Source organism: Streptomyces sp. NPDC042201, from assembly GCF_055582185.1.
In genome coordinates this window covers 211357-230887 of sequence record NZ_JBVJDS010000006.1, presented here as the reverse complement: position 1 = coordinate 230887, position 19531 = coordinate 211357, and the positions used below count along the sequence as shown (strand labels likewise).

Sequence of the window (19531 nt, the reverse complement as noted above, 5' to 3'; positions counted from 1 at the left end):
ACTGATGTCTGCGATCGGATCCCAGGCCCGGCGCGACCGAATCGTCCATCTCGCCACGACCACCGGGCTCGCCAGTGTCGAGGAACTCTCCCAGCTGTTCGGAGTCACGGCGTCCACCATCCGCCGTGACCTCGCCAAGCTGACCACCGACGGCCAACTGGCCCGCACCTACGGCGGAGCCATGGCGCTGGCCGCCCATCCCGAGGCGTCGCTGCGGCAGCGTACGGGCGATGCCTTCGAGGCCAAACAGGCCATCGCCCGGTGGGCGGCGGCGCAGGTCCGCCCCGGGGAGACGCTGCTGCTGGACGCGGGCTCGACCGTCGGGGCGCTCGCCCATGAGCTGCGCACGGCGAAGGACGTGACCGTGGCGACGACGGGGCTGACCGCTCTGCAGGAGCTGTCGGACGTCGAATCCGTCCATGTCGAGTGTCTCGGCGGCACCTTGCGCCCGCTCAGCCAGGGCTTTGTGGGGCCGCTGACCGAAGCGGCCCTGGAACGGCTGACGTTCGACCGGCTGTTCCTGGGCACGGACGGCGTCTCGCCCGAACACGGCATCTGCGAGGCCGATCTGCGGCAGACCCGGCTGAAGGAGCTGATGGCACGCCGTGCCGACGAGGTGTACGTCCTGGCGCACGCGGCGAAACTGGGCCGCCGGCCCTTCCACACCTGGACGCGGCTCCAGCCGGAGTGGACCCTCGTGACCGACGACGCGGCGGACCCCCGCATCGTCGACGAGCTGCGCTCGCGCGGTATCACCGTCGTCCTGACGAGCCCGGAGCCGCACACGACGACGGCGTCATAAGGCAGTACGACCGGAGGGCCCGCGGAGCACACGTCCGCGGGCCCTCCGGTCGTTCGCGCCCGCGCCGCCGGGCTCGGTGAGGACGTCCGCGAGGGGTGTGCAAGCGACGCAGTGGGTGGCAACTACGGGCAGAGCGGCGCAGCCCGTCACGGGCCGGGCTATTCCTGCTTAATCAAGCGTCTTTTCCGGCTGTCCAGTATCGGTGGAGAATACTCTCCGACCGAAGGGTCGACTTTCCCGTAGCTAGTTACTAGGATGCCCAACAAGTTCTTGGTCCGTGCATTGTTGAAGCTCGTCGACGGCGTATCCATTGCGGCGCTGACGTGCCGGTATCTCCTATTTACTCGGGTGCCCGTAAAGGGCGTTAATTCTTTGCGGCTACCTTCTGAAGTGCTGATGGGCCGTCATATCCAAAAACTGACCGGTCGGTTCGGCCGTGTGTGTACGGGGGAGTAAGAAATTAGTGAGGCCTGCAAGAAGAGGTCTATACCGCAGAAGAATGTCAGCCCTTTCCGTCCGCGGATCTCGTGACGCCATGTCGTGCCCGATATTCGGCACTTTCATGCGTCGTGGGTCCGAGTTCTGATTCGGAGGGCGGGAGCCGCGTGCGTTTCCAGCTTTTGGGTCCTTTGAGTATTGCCGAGGGCCATGACGCTGTCGTCCTCAAACCTTCCAAACCGTCCAGCCTGCTGGCAGCTCTGCTCATTCATCCTGATTCCGTCGTTTCGACCGGCTATCTTCTGCGCGCCCTGTGGGACGAGGACCAGCCGGCCACGGCCAGGGCCGCGCTGCAGAGCTGTGTGCTCAGGCTGCGCCGTCTCTTCACCAAGTACGGGGTCACCGGCAATGCCATCGAGGCGGTGCCCGGTGGCTACCGTATGAACGCCGACGCCGACACGCTCGACCTGGTGCGCTTCCGCGTCCTGGTGCGAGAGGCGCACGCGGCGGGAGACGCCGAGGGTGAGCTGTACCGGCTCAAGGAAGCCCTCACGCTGTGGCAGGGGCCCCTGCTGGCGAACGTGCCGTCCCAGATGCTGCATCGCGACGAGGTGCCCGGCCTGACCGAGGAGCGGCTGCGCACCCTCGAACGGGCCTGTGACATCGAGCTCGCGCTCGGGCGATGTCGTCAGGTACTGGTCGACCTCTGGGAAGCCGCGCGTCAGCATCCCGGCCGTGAGCGGTTCGCGGAGCAGCTCATCGAGGCGCTCTACCGCACCGGCCGGCAGGCGGAGGCGCTCTCCGAGTACCGCTCCGTGAAAGGCAGGTTGAAGGAAGAGCTGGGAATCGATCCCGGCCCGTCCCTGCAACGGCTCGAACTCTCGATCCTCCGCGGCGACGACCTCGGCCCCTCCGCGGTCGACAGGACCGCCCCGCCGGTCGGCCGAGCGGCCCCGGCCCTCACACCGCCGCCCGGGCCGCAGGGCCCCGCCGCCCCCGCTCCGGTGCCGCCCGTGCCGTCGTTCACCGGCCGCTCGGCCGAGCGGGCGGAGATCACCGCCCGTCTCACCTCAGGACCTCCCGGCCCCACCGTCGTCGTCCTCTCCGGAGCCCCGGGCATCGGCAAGACGGCGCTGGCGTTGCAGACCGCCCATGACGCCCAGGACAGCTTCCCCGGCGGTGTGTTCGTCGTCTCCCTGACCCGTCAGGACGGGTCGTCCGTCACCCCGGCCGAGGCGCTGGAGGGCCTGCCCCTGCCGGCAGCCGGCGGCCCCAGGACGCTGCTCGTCCTCGACGATGTGACCAGCGCCGACCAGGTCCGTCCGCTGCTCCCGTCCGTGGCCGGCAGCGCCGCGATCGTCACCAGCAGACGTGGTCTCGCCGGCCTGGTGGCCACCCACGGAGGCAGCGTCTACCGGCTCGGCACCCTGGAGCCGGCGGAATCCCATCAGCTGCTGACCGCCGCTCTCGGTTCCGAGCGGGTGGACGCAGAGCCGGCCGCGGCCCAGGAACTGGCCCGTATCTGCGGCCACTTCCCTCTCACACTGCGGATCGCCGCCGCCCGTCTGCTCACCCGCCCCGGGCTGCGGATCGAGGACTGCGTGGCGTGGCTGGCCGACGACCTGCCGGCCAGGCTCTCCCTCGCCGACGACCCGCGGATGTCCGTACCGCATGTGTTCGGCCGTGCCCTGCACCGCCTGGACCCGCGCTGCCAGCAGGCCTTCCGCCAACTCGGCGAGCACGAAGGACTGCTGCTCCCCTCCCACGCACTCGGCGACTCCGCCGCCGCCAAGGAGGCGCTGGAGCAGCTCGCCGACGCGGGGCTGCTCGAAGAGGGGCCTCCCGGCCCCTACCGCATGCATCACCTGCTCAAAATCTACGCGCGTCGGCAAGCACGCGAATGGAACCAGAGCCAGGCGGCGACCGCGCCCCACTGACGGGCCATGCCCGAACTCGAACGATCCGGCCACCTTGTCCAAAGCATCCAGGGGTGTCATTCACATGGGCTCAGCAACCTACGAAGCCGTTGCCGCGACCTGTCCGCGCATTCGCCGGGACGTGCTCTTCACCGAAACGCCGGAAGGAGTGCTGTTCCACAACGCGGACGGCGGGTTCCAGCTGACCGCCAAGTCCGCCTACCGTTTCGCCACGTTGATCGTGCCGCATCTCACCGGCGCGCACACGGTCTCCGACATCTGCCAGGGCCTCGGCGAGCAGCAGCGCGCCATGGTCGGCGAGCTGGTCAGGAACCTGTACGAGCGGGACTTCGCCCGCGCCGTCCCGCCGGCCGTGACCGACGCGCGGGAGACCCCGCCCGACGTGGCCCGGCGCTTCGCCCCGCAGATCGCCTACGTGGACCACTACGCCGACGACGCCGAGAGCCGCTTCCGGCGCTTCAGCACCGCACGCGTGGCCGTCCTCGGTGACGACCTCGTCGCCCGCTGGTGTGTGCTCAGCCTGATCCGCAACGGCTGCTCCACCATCGGTGTGCAGCCGGGGCTCGCCACGGAAGGCATCGAGGCCGAGGCGCGGGAAGCGGCGTCCGACGGCTGCCCGGTGGAGCTTCTGCCGCTCGGCGCCGACGACCCCCAGCGGCCCCTGGGCTGGGCGGACCTCCAGGCGTACGACATCGTCGTGGCGACCGGCGGACCGGCCGCGCCCCGGCGCCTGTTCCCGCTCCTGCGGGCCGGCGTGCCCGAGGGCCGCACCCTCCTGCCGGCCTGGTCCTACGGACACCACGCCGTCGTAGGACCGCTGATGACCGCCGGCGCCACCGGTTGCTGGGCCTGCGCGGCGCTGCGCATCGGATCCCACGACGAGGCGGCGGCGGCCGCCGACATCTGGAACAGCCTGGCGCTGCCCGGCGCCACCCCGGCGGGCGACCTCCCGAGCCGTCCCCTCGCCGCCATGATCGGCAACCTGCTCGGATACGAGATCTTCCGCATCACCACGGGCGCGCTGCCCGCCGAGACCGCGGGCCAACTGGTCATCCAGGACATGAAGTCCCTCGACGTCACCTCGGAACCCCTGCTGCCGCACCCCCGCTGCCCGTTCTGCGCGAAGGCCGACGACAGCGACGTACAGGCCGCCACCGTGGACCTCACCACGGCCGGCAGCGACACACTGCCGATGCCGACCGTGGCCACGGCCCGGGAGGCCGACGCCCTGGTGGAGGAGCTGAACCGCAAGACGGTCCTGGTCCGGCCGCGGGCCGGCGTCTTCACCCGGTTCGCCGACGAACCGCTCACCCAGATACCGCTCAAGGCCAGCATCGTCGAGTTCGGCACCGGGCACACCGCACAGCGCCGTATCGCCGCCTTCGACGTGCACCATGTCGCGGGTGCCCGGCTGCGCGCGCTGAACGCGGCCGCCAAGGTGTACGCCGAGCATGTCGTGCCCGCCACCGAGGCCCTGACGGGCGATCAGCTCAGCGCCGTACGCACGGGTGTGCGCACCCTGGAGCCCGGCGCGCTGACCATCACGGGAGCCGGCGCCACCGGCGAGCAGGTGACCGCGTGGACGCCGGCCACCTCGCTCCTCACCAAGGAACAGATCCTGGTGCCGTCCGCGGCGGTGCGGACCTTCGGACCGCACAATGCCGAGCGGCTGTTCGAGCCGTCCAGCGCCGGGACCGGCGCGGGAGCGACGATGGCGGACGCGGCCGCCGACGGCCTGCTCTCCGCTCTCGCCCATGACGCGCTGAACAGGGTGCTGCGCGGGGGCACGGCGAGCCGGATTCCGCTCGACGCGCTGACGGACGGCGCGGCGGCCGACGCCGAACTCACCTTCCTCATCCGCTCCGCCGCCGTCCTCGACGTCGACCTCGAACTGCTCGACCTGGGCGAGAGCGGCCGCTCCGGCGTCCATGTGCTGCTCGCCAGGGGCGCCGGCGGCTGGGCCATCGGCAGCCGGACAGGACGGCAGAGCGCCGCTGCCGACGCCGTACGCGATCTGCTCGGGAAGGTGCAGCTCGACCGCGAGGAGACGGCCGCGCTGTACGACACCGGAGACCCGCTCCTGCGCGACCTCGACGCGACGACGATCGACGCGTCCGCTCCGGTGGACACGGCGAGCGCCGGGGCCGACGGGACGACGCCCTGGTCCGAGGTCCTCGACCGGCTCCAGGCGGCGGGCCGCGACGCCCTCGTGGTGCCCACCGGCTCCGCGGACCTGGCGGTCGCCGGCATCAGAACCGCCCGCGTGCTCCTCACCACGGAGGCATCTCGTGGCGCCTAGCACGCTCGACGCACGCCCGGACGACGTCACGGGTCTCCCCCTGGAGGACCTGCTGGGACGCGCCCTGGGCGAGCTCGGCGGACCCGGGGTGAGCGTCACCGCACTCGGCACGCGCGACGCGTTCGCCCCCGGGGATCACACCCGTCCGCCGGAACCGGAGATCCCGGTGCACCTGTACGGACAGCACGCCGTCATCGGTCCGCTGCCCGGCGCCGACGGCGGATCGGCGGGCTGCTCCCACTGTCTGGCCCGCCGCTGGCAGGCCGTACGGTCCGTGGCGCTGCGCGACGCCCTCGAACTGGGCGGCGAGACCAGGGCGGCGGGGGAGTGGCCCTACGCCACACCGTTCGCGGTCGACGCCATCGCCGCGCTCGTCACCGCCCTGCGGCAGCGGCCCCCCGCCGCCGACGGGCCGTTCCCCGAGATCCGGCTCATGGACCTGCGCACGCTGTCGGTCCGCCACTACCCCCTCGTACCCGACCCCGAATGCCCGCGCTGCGCCGCGCCGCGGACCGACACCTCCGAGGCCGCCCGCATCACCCTGCGGCCGGCCCCCAAGCACAAGCCGGGCGCGTTCCGGCTGCGCCCCATCGAGTCGTACGACATCGACGTCGCGGCCTTCGCCAACCCGGTGTGCGGCGCGCTGGGGCCCTCCGTGGTCCACGACGTCTCCTCCACCTCCACCTCCGCGACCATCGGCTGCTTCTCGATGCGCTCCGGTGAGTATCTGCGCGAGACCTTCTGGGGCGGCCACGCCGACTCCTTCGCCACCAGCAACCGCATCGGCGTCCTTGAGGGAATGGAGCGGTACGCCGGAATGCGGGCGCGCTCCCGGATCACCAGCGTCACCGGAACGCTGGACCAGTTCGGCGCCGACGCGGTCGATCCCCGCGAAGTGGGCCTGTACTCCGCGGCCTTCTACCGCGACAACCCCCGGGTGCGCCCGTTCGCCCCCGACCGTGAGATCCCCTGGGTCTGGGGCCACTCCCTGCGCGACGACACGCCGCGTCTGGTGCCGGAAGTGCTGACGTACTATCACGCACCCGGTCTGGAGAACCGGTTCGTGCAGGAGAGCTCCAACGGCTGCGCCTCCGGCGGATGCCTGGAAGAGGCCATCTACTTCGGCCTGATGGAAGTCATCGAGCGCGACGCCTTCCTGCTCACCTGGTACGGACAGCAGCCCCTGCCCGAGATCGACCCGGCCACCAGCACCCGGGCGAGCACCCGGCACATGGTCGACCGGCTGGCGATGTACGGCTACCGGGCCCGGTTCTTCGACACCCGCGTCACCTTCCCGATCCCGGTGGTCACCGCCGTGGCGGAACGCTTCGACGGCGGCCCCGGCCGGATGTGCTTCGGCGCGGGCGCTGGTCTCGACCCCGAATCGGCACTGGACTCGGCGCTCTGCGAGATCGCGACCGACGCCGTGAACCTCCAGGGCCGCACCGAGCGCGACGAACCCCGGCTGCGCGCCATGGCCGGGGACTTCGACCAGGTGACAGCCCTGCACGATCACCCGCTGGTCTACGGCGTACCGGAGATGGGCGAGCACGCCGCCTTCCTCCTCGACGGACGCGGCCCGCTCGGGGACGGCGCCCCGCCCGCCCCGCGCGCCGTCCGTGATCTGCGCTGGCCGGATGCTTCGGGAGCCGCCGCCTCCCAGGATCTCCGCGAGGACCTGCGGCGCTGCGTCGAGGCGGTGACCGGCGCCGGCTTCGATGTCGTGGTCGTGGATCAGACCATGCCCGAGCAGCGCACGCTGGGGCTGCACACCGTCAGCGTCCTCGTCCCCGGACTGCTGCCGATCGACTTCGGCTGGTCCCGGCAACGCGCCCGCACCATGCCCCGGTTGCGCACCGCCCTGCGTACGGCGGGGCTGCGCGACCACGACCTGGGGCCGGACGACATCAACCCGGCACCCCACCCCTTCCCGTAACCCACGTCCAGCAGAGACCAGCAGAGAGGAGGGTCCAGTGGGCTACGCCCATGACTATGCGGAAGCGATCATGCATCGCGGCCGGATCCCGATGGAGCCCGCCGATTTCGTCCCCGACTGGGCGGATCGGCCGAGGAAGGCCAAGTTCTACCCCGGCGTGGAGTCCTTCCCGCTGCCGGACGCGGACGTCCCCGCCGACGCGACCGCCGCGGCCGGCTGTCTGCCCGCCGGGGAAGCCGGGGAGCCGGCCGGGGAGCGGCCGTTCACGCTGGACTCGCTGTCCGGAATGCTGCGCGACTCCTACGGGCTGACGGGCCGCCGGCTCGGCGTCCAGACCAACACCGACCTGGCGGCGCTTCCGCACTACTCCCAGGCCAACTGGTCACGCGGCACCGCCTCCGGCGGAGGGCTGTACCCGGTCAGTGTCTACTGGGTCTCAGGACCCAGCGGGCCGGCCGCCCCGGGCATCCACTACTACTCCGCGCCGCATCACTCCATGCAGCGCCTGCTCGCCGGTGATGTGACCGGCGAGGTACGCGCGGCGCTCGGCGAGGGAGCGGCCGGCACCGACAGCGACCAGTTCCTGGTCCTGGGCATCAAGTACTGGCAGAACGCGTTCAAGTACAACAGCTTCTCCTTCCACGCGGTCAGCATGGATCTCGGCGCGATCCTCCAGACCTGGCGTATCTGGGCCCGCTCGCAGGGGCTGAAGGTCGAACCCGCCCTGTGGTTCGACGAGGCGAGGCTGAGCCGTCTGCTGGGCGTGGACAACGAGGAGGAGGGCATCTTCGCCGTCGTCCCGCTGACCTGGGAGGGCGCGCGGCCCACCGCCGCCGAGCTCCCCGCGCCCCCGGCCATCGCGCACACCGACACCGAGCGCTCCCGCACCGTCCTGCGCTTCGAGACCCTCCAGCGCATCCACGCCGCGACCGCCGAAGCCGCCACCGACCGTCCCGCGCCGGGTGCGCTCGACCCGGCGGCCACCGTTTTGCCGGCCGGTATCGGCTCGCCCGTGACACTGCCCGAGCCGCAGCTGCCGCGGGTGAGCGTGCGCACCGCGCTGCGGGAGCGCCGCAGCAGCTTCGGGCGTTTCGACGCCAGTAGCGCCGTCACCCCCGCGCAGCTGTCCGCCACCCTCGGCGCCTGCGCCGCCGCCTCACTGGGCAGCGACGCCGAGCGGGCCGACGCGCCGGGCCTCGTCACGCTGTACGCCTTCGTCAACCATGTCGAGGGCGTCGAACCGGGCGCGTACGCCTACGACCCCGCCACGCACGCCCTGCGCCTGGTGGTGCCGGGAGCGCCGGGACCGTTCCTCCAGCGCAACTATTTCCTGTCGAACTACAACCTGGAGCAGGCGGGCGCGGTGATCGTCCCCACCATGCGGACCACCGCCGTCCTCGACGCCGTCGGCGACCGCGGATACCGGCTGGTCAACGGCACGATCGGCGCCATCGCCCAGACCTTCTACACCGCGGCCTCCGCCCTCGGGCTCGGCGCGGGCGTCGCCCTGGGCTTCGACAACATCTCGTACATCGAGGAACTCGCCCTCGAGGACAGCGGCGAGGCTCCCCTGCTGATCATGCTGCTGGGCAACGAGCGGCCGCAGCCCGCCGACTTCCGCTACGAGATCGCCTGACCGGGGATGGGGAAAACTGCCATGACACCGGGCACGAGTACGACCACGAGTACGACCACGAGTACGACAGAGACCAGCTGGGAACCGGGCCGCCGGTTCATGCTGCGCGTCGCGGGGCTCCCGGTCGAGTCCGTGCACGCCCTGCGCTGCGGGGACAGCCGCCGCTGGGCGGACGACGTCCTCGCCGCCGAGGAGCGGCTGCGCACCCGCGGAGCCGAACTCAGCGACATCCTGCACGAGGTGGTGAAGTCCACCGATGTCTCCCCGGACGGGGAGGGCGGGACTCAGCGCCGTGAACTGCTCGCCCTGCGCCGCCAGATCTTCAACAACCGGCTGCCCGCCGCGCCCGAGGCCGCGGCGCGGCTGGTCGCGGGGCTCGACCCCCGCGCGGCGGAGCTGACCGCCGACTGGGTACGGGACCGGCAGCACCTGGAGAAGCTGCGCGCCGAGGGAGCGCCGCTGCTCGCCGCCGACTTCGACAGGACCCGGGCCGCGTTGCGCGGCCTGCTGGCCGAGGACCGGCTGCGCTGCGGTCTCCTGCTGGCCTCCCCGACCCTGGAGGGACAGCTCGACGCCTACGTCGGCAAGGCCGCCTCCGGCGTACGGCCCGACAAGCGGATGCGGAAGATCGAACGGTCGGTGCTGTCGTACCTGTACCGGACGGCGTGCAAGACCAGCCCGTTCAGCACCTTCACCGGCGTCGCCACCGGCGTCTTCGGCGAAGGCGGCGGCGCGGGCGAGGGCGACGACGCCACGATCCGGATCGACGAGGAGTGGTCGAGCCATCCGCGGCTCAACGTCGTCGTGCTGGGCCGGCTCGCCGAGCTCGTCCTCGCCGACCCCGCGCGCCGCGGCGACCTGCCCGTGCGGCTGGCCTCGGGCTGGGAGCGCGACGACGACCGGATCCGGTACGTACGCCAGTGGACGACCGCGGGCGACGACTCGGCCGCGGTCACCTTCGACGCGGTCAAGGACCGGCTGTTCTTCCTGCGCCGCAGCGGGACGCTGGACCGGCTGCTCGGTCTCTTCGACGGGCGCGCCGAGCTGCGCTACCACGAGCTGGTGGACTGGCTCCGCACCGAGCACGACGCCGAGCCCGCCCAGTGCGAGACCTATGTGGCGGCGCTGCTCCAGCTCGGCATGGTGCGGGTGCCGTGCCTGGACACCGATGTCCACAGCCCCGAACCGCTGCGTTCCTTCCAGAGCGCCCTGAGCGCCCTCGACCGCCCCTGGGCCGACGCTCTGGCCGCCGCGCTCGACGGTCCGCTGCGCACCATCGACCGCTTCCCGTCGGCGGGCCGCGCCGACCGGGTGGCACTGCTGCGCGAACTGCGCGCCGGACTGCTGGCCGCCCAGGCGCTGCTGAGCACCGGAGAGACAACACTGCCGCAGACGCTGCTGTACGAGGACGTGAGCGCGGGCCGCGACGTGACCTGCGGTCTCGGCGCGTGGACCGAACCGGCCGGCGGCGCGCTGCGCTCCGTCGAGCGGATCCTCCCCGCCTTCGACCTGACGCTTCCCCAGCGCGTCACCTTCAAGGGCTTCTTCCTGGCGCGCTACGGCCGCGGCGGCCGGTGCGACGACCTCCTGGGACTCGTCCACGACTTCCACGAGGACTTCTTCGACCAGTACCTCTCGTTCGCCGGCAAGCGCCGGCCGTTCGACGACCAGGGCGAGTACACACCGGAGGAGAACTGGCTCGGCCTGCCGGGAATCCGCGCCATCGACGCCGCGCGGAGGACGTTCATCTCCCGGATGCGCCAGGCCTGGGCGGAGCGCGGTGACGCGACCGAGATCCATCTCGCGGAGAGCGACCTCGCGCCGGTGGCGGACGAACTCGCCCCGGTCGCGACCGACTTCGCACCGCAGTGCCACCATCTGCAGCTGACCCGCAGGGACGGCGACCCGCTGATCGTGCTCAACCGCTCGTACGGTGGTCTCTCCTTCCCCTTCAGCCGCTTCACCCATGTCTACGACACGGACCCGGACGGCTCACCGGAGACGCCGGAGACACCCGGGGCCTTCTCCCCGGCCCTGCGGGACACCGCCTCGGCCATCACCCCCGAGGGGGCGGTCCTGGCCGAGATCACCGGGGGCGCCGTCACCAGCAACCTCAACCTGCACAGCCCGCTGACCGACTACGAGATCGTCTGCCCCGGCGAATCCAGCACCGTCCCCGAGGAACGGCGCATCCACCTCGACGACCTGTACGTCGAGCACGACGCGGACACGGACCGGCTGGTCCTGCGCTCCGAGCGGCTCGGCCGCGAGGTCGTCCCCGTCTACCTGGGCTATCTCGTGCCGCTCGCCCTGCCCGAGATCCCGCGCACCCTGCTGCTGATGTCCCCGACCTCGATGGCGCCTCTGGACCTGTGGGGAGGCGTCCCGGAGGGCGAGGCGCGGGGCGGAGTGACCTCACGGCCCCGGGTGCTGCACGGCAATGTCGTCCTCAGCCGCCGCAGCTGGGCCACGACGGCCGGCGCCCTGCCCGCCCGCCGGCCCGGCACCGGCGATCAGGACTGGTTCCTCGACTGGCAGCGCTGGCGGCGCGAGCACGAACTGCCCGACCAGGTCTTCGCCACCGTGTCCAGCGGACCCAGGGGCGGCGCCGGAGCCAAGCCCCAGTACGTGGACTTCCACAGCTGTCTCTCCCTCACCGCCCTCGAAGCGCTGCTGACGAACCCGGACGACCGCGTCGTACTGCGGGAGATGCTGCCCGCCGAGGGCGGGCTGCACGTGCGGTCCGGGCGCGGCAGCCATGTCGCCGAGCTGGCCGTGGAGACCTTCACCTCGACCCGACGTACGAAGGGCGCACCGACATGCCAGAACTGACCCCCGGTCCCAGCACCGGGACCGGCGCCGGACCCGAGGCGGCGCGCGCCGCGGGCGACTGGCAGGCCATCCACATCTTCTACGCGGCCAACCCGCAGCCCCTGCTGGTGAACTGCGTCCGGCCACTGGTGGCGGAACTGACCGCCGACTCCCTCCTGGCGGGCCACTTCTTCATCAACTACTGGCTGGAGGGACCGCATGTCCGCCTCCGGCTCAGGCCCGTCGACGCGGACGCCACCGCGGAGGTGCGCCGCCGCGCCGAGGAGGCCATCAGCGGCTTCCTGCGCTCCCGGCCCGCCCTCTACGAGGTCGACTCCGGCTTCCTCAACGAGTTCTACAACACCCTCTTCGAGATCGAGTTCCCCGAGGGCGACCGCGGCGACTTCATGGACGCGGACGGCAGGATGAACCTGCGGCCCAACAACTCCTTCTCCTACGAACCGTACGAGCCCGAGTACGGCAAGTACGGCGGCCCGGCCGGCATCGAGCTCGCCGAGTGGCACTTCGCCCACTCCAGCGACCTGGTCATGGACGCCTTCCGCACCATGAACCTGCATCTGCGCACCGTGCTGCTCGGAACCTCCGCTCAGCTGATGATGGTCATGGCCGGCTGCTTCCTGCCCGACCGGGAAGAACTCGGCGGCTATCTGGACCGCTACTACGAGTTCTGGCACAACGCCTTCCCCGGGACCGGCTTCATCGGCTCGAAGGAGTACGACAAGAACTACGCCGGGATGGCCCCCGGCCTCGGCCGCCGCTTCGAGGGGATCCGGCAGGCCGTCCAGACCGGTGACCTGAGCCGGCTGCCCGCCTTCCTGCGCGGCTGGGCCGAGCACTGCCTCGAACTGCGCGCGCGGGCCGAGGACCTGATCACCCGGGGCGAGCTGGTGTTCCGCTCCTGGGACGGTACGCGCGACGAGCAGGTCACCGACCCCGCCGTGGCGCTGCCGCTGCTGCTGTCCCCGTACATGCATATGACGAACAACCGGCTGCATGTGACGATCCGCGACGAGGCCTACCTCTCGCACGTCCTCGGCAGGGTCCTGCGCGAGGACCCCGCCGGCGCACCCGCCCCGGCGGCGATCCCATGACCGCCACACCCGGGGAACTCCTCTCCCACCGTCCGGCGCTGCGCCCGGACATCCTGCTCAGCCCCGCCCTGCTGCACGGCCCGGCCACCGTGCACCTGATCAAGGAGCCGGACAGCGGAGCGGCCTTCGAGGTCGGCGTGAAGGAGTACTTCCTCATCTCCCGGCTCGACGGCGTCCGCAGCCTGGGAGAGATCGGAGGGGAGTACGCCGAGGCATTCGGGAAGCGTCTCGCCGAGGCGCACTGGCAGCAGCTCCTGAAGCTGCTCGGCACCCGCGGGCTGCTGGCCGGGGCGCCGCCCCGGCCGGCGCCGGCCGCTCCGGCGGGCACCCCGCTCAACGGCACCCTGATGCGGGGCACCCTGCGGCTGGTCGCCGACGCCGACGCCACCACCGGCCGCCTCCACCGGCGGCTGCGCCCCGTCCTGCGAGCCCCGGTACTGCTCCCGCTGACCGGGCTCATGGTGGCGATGGAGGTCCTGCTCGCCGCGAACCTGCCGGAGCTGGGCCGTGACACCTGGTGGCTGGTCCGGCAACCCGTCGCGCTGGTGGCGGTGTTCACCCTGCTGTGGCTGAGTACGGCGCTGCACGAACTGGCCCATGGCGTGAGCGCCCGGCACTACGGGGGCACCGTCAGCGAGATCGGGCTGCGCTGGCGGCTGCCGGCGGCGGTGATGTACTGCACCGTCGACAACTACCGCTATCTGCACACCCGGTGGCACCAGTTCGCCGTCGCGGGCGCCGGCGCCTTCGCCAACCTGCTGTTCCTGCTGCCCTTCCTGGCCTGGTGGGCCGCGCTGCCCGAGGGTGACCCCACCCGCCGGGTGCTGTCCGGTCTGCTGCTCCTCGGCAGCGTCCAGGCACTGGTCAACCTGCTCCCCTTGCCTCCGCTCGACGGGTACACCATGCTCGGCCACGCCCTGCGCGTCTCCCAGCTCGGGCCGGAGAGCGGGCGGTACCTGCGGCTCTGCTTCAGCGACCGGCCGGCCGCCGCCGCGTACCCCCGCCGGGCCCGCGTCCTCTATCTCTGCTACGGGCTGGGATCGACTCTTCTCGTCGTCCTCATCCTCGCGGCCCTGGCAACAGGCCTCTACTTCCACCTAGTTCACTGACCCACAACCCCCGAGGGGCGCAAAACCACATGAGCGAGGCCAGGACCATGGCGTCCGTGCCGCACGAGGCAGCCACCGGCGCAGCGATCGTCGTCGAGGAGATACGCAAACGATACGGGGACCGGCAGGCGGTCGACGGGGTATCACTCCAGGTGAACCGCGGGGAGTTCTTCGGGCTCCTCGGCCCCAACGGCGCGGGCAAGACCACCCTCGTCGAGATCATGGAGGGCCTGCGCCAGGCGGACTCAGGAACCGTGACGGTTCTCGGGCAGGCGCCCTGGCCCCGGAACGTGGCGCTGTTGCCGCGGCTGGGTGTGCAGACCCAGTCCTCCGCCTTCTTCGTACGCCAGACCGCGCGCGAACACCTCCGCACGGTCGCCGCGCTGTACGGGGCGGGCCGCGAGGACGCCGACCGCACTCTCGGCATGGTCGGGCTGGCCGAACAGCGCGACGTCATGGTCGAGAACCTCTCCGGCGGCCAGCGGCAGCGCCTCGCCATCGCCTCGGCGCTCGTCCACGACCCCGAGCTGATCTTCCTGGACGAACCCACCGCCGCCCTGGACCCGCAGGCCCGCCGCGATCTGTGGAAGGTGCTGCGCGAGCTCAAGAGCGAGGGCCGCACCATCGTCTACACCACCCACCATCTGGACGAGGCCGAGGCCCTGTGCGACCGGGTGGCGATCCTGGTCGCCGGCTCCGTCGTCGCCCTGGACTCCCCGCACCACCTGGTCAGCGCCGCCGCGGCGCCGACGCGGGTGATGATCCCCACCGAGCGGATGAGCGAGGCGGACGCGACCGCGATTCCCGGCGTGGACCGGGTCACCGTGCAGGGCGGCTCCCTCGTCCTGGAGACGGCGGTCTCCGGGAAGGTCCTCCAGGCGGTCGACGCGCTCACCGGCCTCGACGGCGTCCAGACCCGCACCGCCACCCTCGAGGACGTCTACCTCGAACTCACCGGCACCCCCATCGCAGCCACTGACGAGACCGACGACACGGAGCAGCAGGGATGAGCGCGTACGCAGCACTGACGGGGGCCGGCTACCGGGCGCAGATCCGGGACAAGGCCACTCTCTTCTTCACCTTCGCCTTCCCGCTGCTCTTCCTGGTCGTCTTCGGGCTGATCTTCCGGGGCCAAGAGGTGGAGGAGACCGGCCGCCCGTACATCTCCTACATCGCGCCGGGCGTCATGTCCTGGGGTGTCGCCAACGCCGCTGTCTTCGGGGTCGCGTTCACCCTGATGCAGTGGCGCCGCGACGACCTGCTGCGGCTGATCCGGATGACCCCCACCCGGCTGCCCTCGGTCCTGGGCTCCCGCTATGTCATCGCCATCGGGGTGGGCGTGGTCCAGGCGGTGGTGTTCGTCGCGGTGGCGATGCTGCCGCTCTTCGGCATGCGGCTGGACGGCCGGTGGCCGCTGGCGCTGCCCGTGCTGGTGCTCGGCATCACCGCGTTCCTCACCATCGGTGTCGTCATCGGCTCCTACGCCGACACCCCCGAGGCGGTCGCCGCCATCGCCAACTTCCTCATGGTGCCGATGGCGTTCCTCTCCGGATCCTTCCTGCCGCTCGACATGATGCCGTCCTGGCTGCAGTCCGTCTCGCGCGTGCTGCCACTGCGCTACCTCAACGACGCGGTGTCCGCGGCCCTCTCCGGCCGGGGCGGTCTCGACGACATCGCCCTGGGCTGCGGGGGGCTGGTCGTGTTCACCGTCATCTTCGGCGCGCTGGCGCTGAAGACCTTCCGCTGGAGCAACTCGACATGACGACGGACACGACCGCCTCGCCGGCCGCGGTACGGGACGGCACACCGCTGGAGACGGCACGGGCACAGCTGCAGCTGGCCCTCGCCGAACGGCTCGCCCCGGCCGGCGGCCCGACGGTGGTGCCGCTGGGCGCCGGCGATGTCCTCGGCCACCGCGGCGACGACCGCTTCGCGGACGTGCGCGCCACCTCCACCGTCCATCTCACCGCCCAGGCGGTGCTGGTGGGCCCCTGGGGCGGCGACGGCAGCGCCCCCGCGTGCGGCCAGTGCCTGGCCATGCGCTGGCAGCGGCTGCGCACCCGCACCGAGCGGGACGCCCTGGAGACCGGAAAGCGGACCCGCGCGGCCGGCGACTGGCCGTGGCTCACCCCGTACGCCCTCGACGCGGTGGACGCCCTCTACCGCGCGGTCGTCCTCTCCGACAGCGTGCTCCCCCCGGGGCCCGGCGCGGCCGACCGGAGCCTGCCGCAGGTGTCCCGGCTCGACCTCGCCACGCTCGAGGTGCGGACGTACCCGCTGTTCACCGATCCGCTCTGCCCGCACTGCGGGCCGCGCGGCGCCGACAGCCCCGACCAGGCACGCCTGGGACTGGTGAGCCGGCCCAAGCCCGCTCCCGACGCCTACCGGCTGCGCGCGGCGTCGTCCTACCCGATGCCGACCCTGGCCCTGGCCAACCCCGTCTCCGGGGTCCTCGGCTCCGGCACCTGGATCAATGTCACCTCGCCCACCACCGCGCCCGTCGCCGGCAGCGTCTTCATGCGCGGATACGCGGGCCTGACCGATGTCACCTGGAGCGGCCAGGCCAACGGCTTCGACGCCAGCCGTGACCTCGCCTATCTGGAAGGCCTGGAACGGTACGCCGGAACCCACCGGCGCACCGGCACCACGCTGCTCACCGCGGCCTACAGCGCCCTCGGCGACGACGCCCTCGACCCCGCCGAGTGCGGCTTCTACGCGCCCGAGACCTACCGCGACGACCCGATGGTCAGCCCCTTCGACCCCGACCGGCCCATCCCCTGGGTCTGGGGATACTCCCTGCGCGACGAACGGCCGGTCCTCGTACCGGCGCGGCTCGTCCACTACAGCGCGGGCCTGGCCTCGGACAACTTCGTCTTCGAATGCTCCAACGGCTGCGCCATCGGCAGCTGCCTGGAGGAGGCGGTCCTCGGCGGTCTGCTCGAACTCATCGAGCGGGACGCCTTCCTGGTCGCCTGGTACGGAGCCACCCCGCTCACCGAGATCGCACTCGACTCGATCGGCGACAGGACGGTCCGCACCATGATCGAGCGGGCCGGTCTGCAGGGCTATGACGTGCATGCCTTCGACAACCGGATCGACCTCGCGGTACCGGTCGTCACCGGCCTGGCCGTACGGCGCGACGGCGGCCCCGGCACCTTCTCCTTCGGCGCGGGCGCGAGCCTGGATCCCGCGGCGGCGCTGGAGGGAGCCCTGTCCGAGGTGCTCACCTACATCCCGCACCTGCCCCGCCAGGTCGAGGAGCGGCGCGGCGAACTGGAGGCCATGGCCGAGGACTTCGGGAAGGTCCTGCATCTGAAGGACCACGCCCAGCTCTACGGTCTGCCGCGCATGGCCGAACACGTCCGTACGTACCTGGAGCCGGCCGCCGTCCGGCCGATGGCGGAGGTCTACCGCAGCTGGGAGGAGCGGGACCGGCCGCGTACCGGCGACCTGCGCGACGATGTGACGCACTGCCGGGACGAGCTGGTACGGGCGGGGCACGATGTCATCGTCGTCGACCAGACCACCCCGGAACAGCACCGCATAGGGCTGCGCACGGTGTCCACGATCGTCCCCGGACTGCTGCCGATCGACTTCGGCTGGACGCGCCAGCGGGCTCCGCACCTGCCACGCCTGCGCACCGCCGCCCACCGGGCGGGGCTGCGCGGCACGGAGCTGACCGAAGCGGAGATCCGCAAGGTGCCGCATCCGTTCCCGTAACCGCCCCGGCACACACAGAACGAGCGGCCCCTGCGCGGAAGGAAGCAGGGGCCGCTCGTCGTGAGCGAAGCGCGAAAATCAGGCGCTGCAGGAGGTGGTGCTGGTGGTGGAGGAACAGGTCGACGTCGAGCTGCAGCTCGTGGAGCCCGCGAGAACGACCTCGCTCGCGTCCGAGTAGTCCGAGATCTCGAAGGTCTCCGACTCGAGCTCCATGATCTCGTCGGCGAGGGAGGCGAGGATGCTCTTGTCAGCCATGGGGACTCCTTGGGGGAAGCCAGGCCACCGGGGGGCTCCCCGGGGGTCCGTCGTCGTGCTGCGCACCATTCCAGCCGACCCCGCTGGCAGATCGGCAGGTCTTCCGCTGACCGCGCTCGTCAGTGGTCTGTTCGTCAGGTGCCTGGCCGGTGGCGCACCATGTACCGCGTGAGCCCCGTCGCGTACACCGCAGAGAACACAGCCGTCCTGGACGGGGTGCGGGAGGTCCTCCGCCCGGCGGTCGCCTTCTACCTGGATCTGCACCGCCACCCCGAACTCTCCGGCGAGGAGCGGCGCACGGCCGCCCGGCTGGGGGAGTGGCTGCGGGACGCGGGGTACGAGGTCACAAGCGACGTCGGCGGCCACGGAGTCGTCGGAGTCCTGCGCAATGGGGACGGGCCGCGCGTCATGATCCGCGCCGAACTCGACGCGCTGCCCCTGCGGGAGCGGACCGGCCTTCCGTACGCGAGTGAGGGCCCGGCCATGCACGCCTGTGGACACGACCTGCACACCGCCGCGGCGGCGGGAGCCGCGTCGCTGCTGGCCCGCGCCAGGGACAGCTGGCGCGGGACCGTGGTGATCGTCGGCCAGCCGGCCGAAGAGACGCTCGCGGGAGCGCGGGCCATGCTGGAGGACGGGCTGTACGAGCGCTTCGGGCGGCCCGACATCGTGCTCGCCCAGCACACCGCCCCGCTGCCGGGAGGCATGGTCGCCCATGCCTACGGCCCGATGCTGGCCGGAAGCGTCAGCTTCGAGGCGGTCATCCACGGCCGGGCCGGCCACGCCGGCACCCCGCAGCTGGCGGTGGACCCGGTGCTCACCGGGGCCGCCGCGGTCCTGCGGCTCCAGGGCGCGGTGTCACGCGAGTCGGCGCCCACCGAGTCCGTCGTGCTCAACGTCGGCTCCTTCCACGCGGGGACCGGCAACAACCTCGTCCCGGACCGGGCGACGCTCGGCATCACCGTCCGCGCCCTGTCGGAGCGCGCGCTCGACCGGCTGGCCGGCGCGGTGGAACGGATCGTCAGGGCCGAATGCGCCGCGTCCGGTTGCCCCCGTGACCCGGAGATCACGGTCGTGTCCCGCTCCCCGGTCACCCACCCCGACCCGGCGGCCACGGCCGCCGTGCGCGAGGCCCATCTGCGCCTCTACGGCCCCGAGCGCGTCGCCGCCTGGCCGCCGGCCATGGCGACCGAGGACTTTCCGCTCTACGGGGACGCGGGAACGTCCCTGCACGGAATGCCCGGCATCCCGCTGTCCTACTGGATGCTCGGCGCGGTGGGCCCCAAGGCGTGGTCGGAGACCCCCGGCACCGCCGAGGAGAAGCTCGCCGCCCTCCCGCCCAACCACTCACCGGAGTTCGCACCGGACGTCCGCACCACGCTTCCCACCGGCATCACGGCGCTGACGAGTGCGGCCCTGTCCTGGCTGAAGACCGGCGCCCCGGCGGCGGACACCGGCTGAAGCCGCCCGACGGCC

13 protein-coding genes are annotated in these 19531 nt (G+C 71.9%); 12 read left to right on the top strand and 1 reads right to left on the bottom strand.

Annotated elements, in window-relative coordinates; all coding sequences use genetic code 11:
• Positions 1–4: 4 nt before the first annotated feature.
• The 11 genes from ACZ6MZ_RS16905 (at position 5) to ACZ6MZ_RS16855 (ending at position 17800) form a co-directional block, all read left to right on the top strand.
• Positions 5–802, top strand: coding sequence for a DeoR/GlpR family DNA-binding transcription regulator (locus ACZ6MZ_RS16905; RefSeq protein ID WP_469352620.1), 798 nt, complete (start codon positions 5–7; stop codon positions 800–802).
• 605 nt (positions 803–1407) lie between these two features.
• On the top strand, positions 1408–3177 hold the full coding sequence (locus tag ACZ6MZ_RS16900) for an AfsR/SARP family transcriptional regulator (RefSeq protein ID WP_469352619.1): 1770 nt from the start codon (positions 1408–1410) through the stop codon (positions 3175–3177).
• Positions 3178–3241: 64 nt separating this feature from the next.
• Entirely contained in the window at positions 3242–5476 is a 2235-nt protein-coding gene (locus ACZ6MZ_RS16895) for a TOMM precursor leader peptide-binding protein (protein ID WP_389790275.1), read from the top strand.
• Between the two features lie 40 nt (positions 5477–5516).
• Entirely contained in the window at positions 5517–7412 is a 1896-nt protein-coding gene (locus ACZ6MZ_RS16890) for a TOMM precursor leader peptide-binding protein (RefSeq protein ID WP_469352926.1), read from the top strand.
• Between the two features lie 37 nt (positions 7413–7449).
• Entirely contained in the window at positions 7450–9048 is a 1599-nt protein-coding gene (locus ACZ6MZ_RS16885; protein ID WP_469352618.1) for a nitroreductase family protein, read from the top strand.
• Positions 9049–9069: 21 nt separating this feature from the next.
• Positions 9070–11880, top strand: coding sequence for a lantibiotic dehydratase (locus tag ACZ6MZ_RS16880; protein WP_469352616.1), 2811 nt, complete (start codon positions 9070–9072; stop codon positions 11878–11880).
• A complete protein-coding gene (locus tag ACZ6MZ_RS16875) occupies positions 11868–12971 on the top strand; it encodes a lantibiotic dehydratase C-terminal domain-containing protein (protein ID WP_469352614.1) in 1104 nt (367 codons plus the stop codon). The genes ACZ6MZ_RS16880 and ACZ6MZ_RS16875 overlap by 13 nt, the downstream gene beginning before the upstream one ends.
• The gene (locus ACZ6MZ_RS16870; RefSeq protein WP_469352613.1) at positions 12968–14080 is read left to right on the top strand and encodes a peptidase M50; all 1113 of its coding nucleotides are present in this window, start codon (positions 12968–12970) and stop codon (positions 14078–14080) included. Before ACZ6MZ_RS16875 ends, ACZ6MZ_RS16870 begins: the two co-directional genes overlap by 4 nt.
• 29 nt (positions 14081–14109) lie before the next feature.
• Entirely contained in the window at positions 14110–15090 is a 981-nt protein-coding gene (locus tag ACZ6MZ_RS16865) for an ABC transporter ATP-binding protein (RefSeq protein WP_469352611.1), read from the top strand.
• On the top strand, positions 15087–15842 hold the full coding sequence (locus ACZ6MZ_RS16860) for an ABC transporter permease (protein WP_469352609.1): 756 nt from the start codon (positions 15087–15089) through the stop codon (positions 15840–15842). Before ACZ6MZ_RS16865 ends, ACZ6MZ_RS16860 begins: the two co-directional genes overlap by 4 nt.
• Positions 15839–17800 (top strand): TOMM precursor leader peptide-binding protein, encoded by a 1962-nt coding sequence (locus ACZ6MZ_RS16855; protein WP_469352608.1) that lies wholly within the window; start codon positions 15839–15841, stop codon positions 17798–17800. The genes ACZ6MZ_RS16860 and ACZ6MZ_RS16855 overlap by 4 nt, the downstream gene beginning before the upstream one ends.
• A gap of 78 nt (positions 17801–17878) precedes the next feature.
• Here ACZ6MZ_RS16855 and ACZ6MZ_RS16850 read toward each other — a convergent pair whose 3' ends face one another.
• A complete protein-coding gene (locus ACZ6MZ_RS16850; protein WP_066952405.1) occupies positions 17879–18055 on the bottom strand; it encodes a thiazolylpeptide-type bacteriocin in 177 nt (58 codons plus the stop codon).
• A gap of 168 nt (positions 18056–18223) precedes the next feature.
• On the opposite strand from ACZ6MZ_RS16850, the gene ACZ6MZ_RS16845 reads away from it, so the two are divergent.
• Positions 18224–19516 carry an amidohydrolase gene (locus tag ACZ6MZ_RS16845; protein WP_469352606.1) on the top strand — a complete coding sequence of 431 codons (1293 nt, stop codon included), beginning with the start codon at positions 18224–18226 and terminating at the stop codon, positions 19514–19516.
• The last annotated feature ends 15 nt before the right edge of the window (positions 19517–19531 follow it).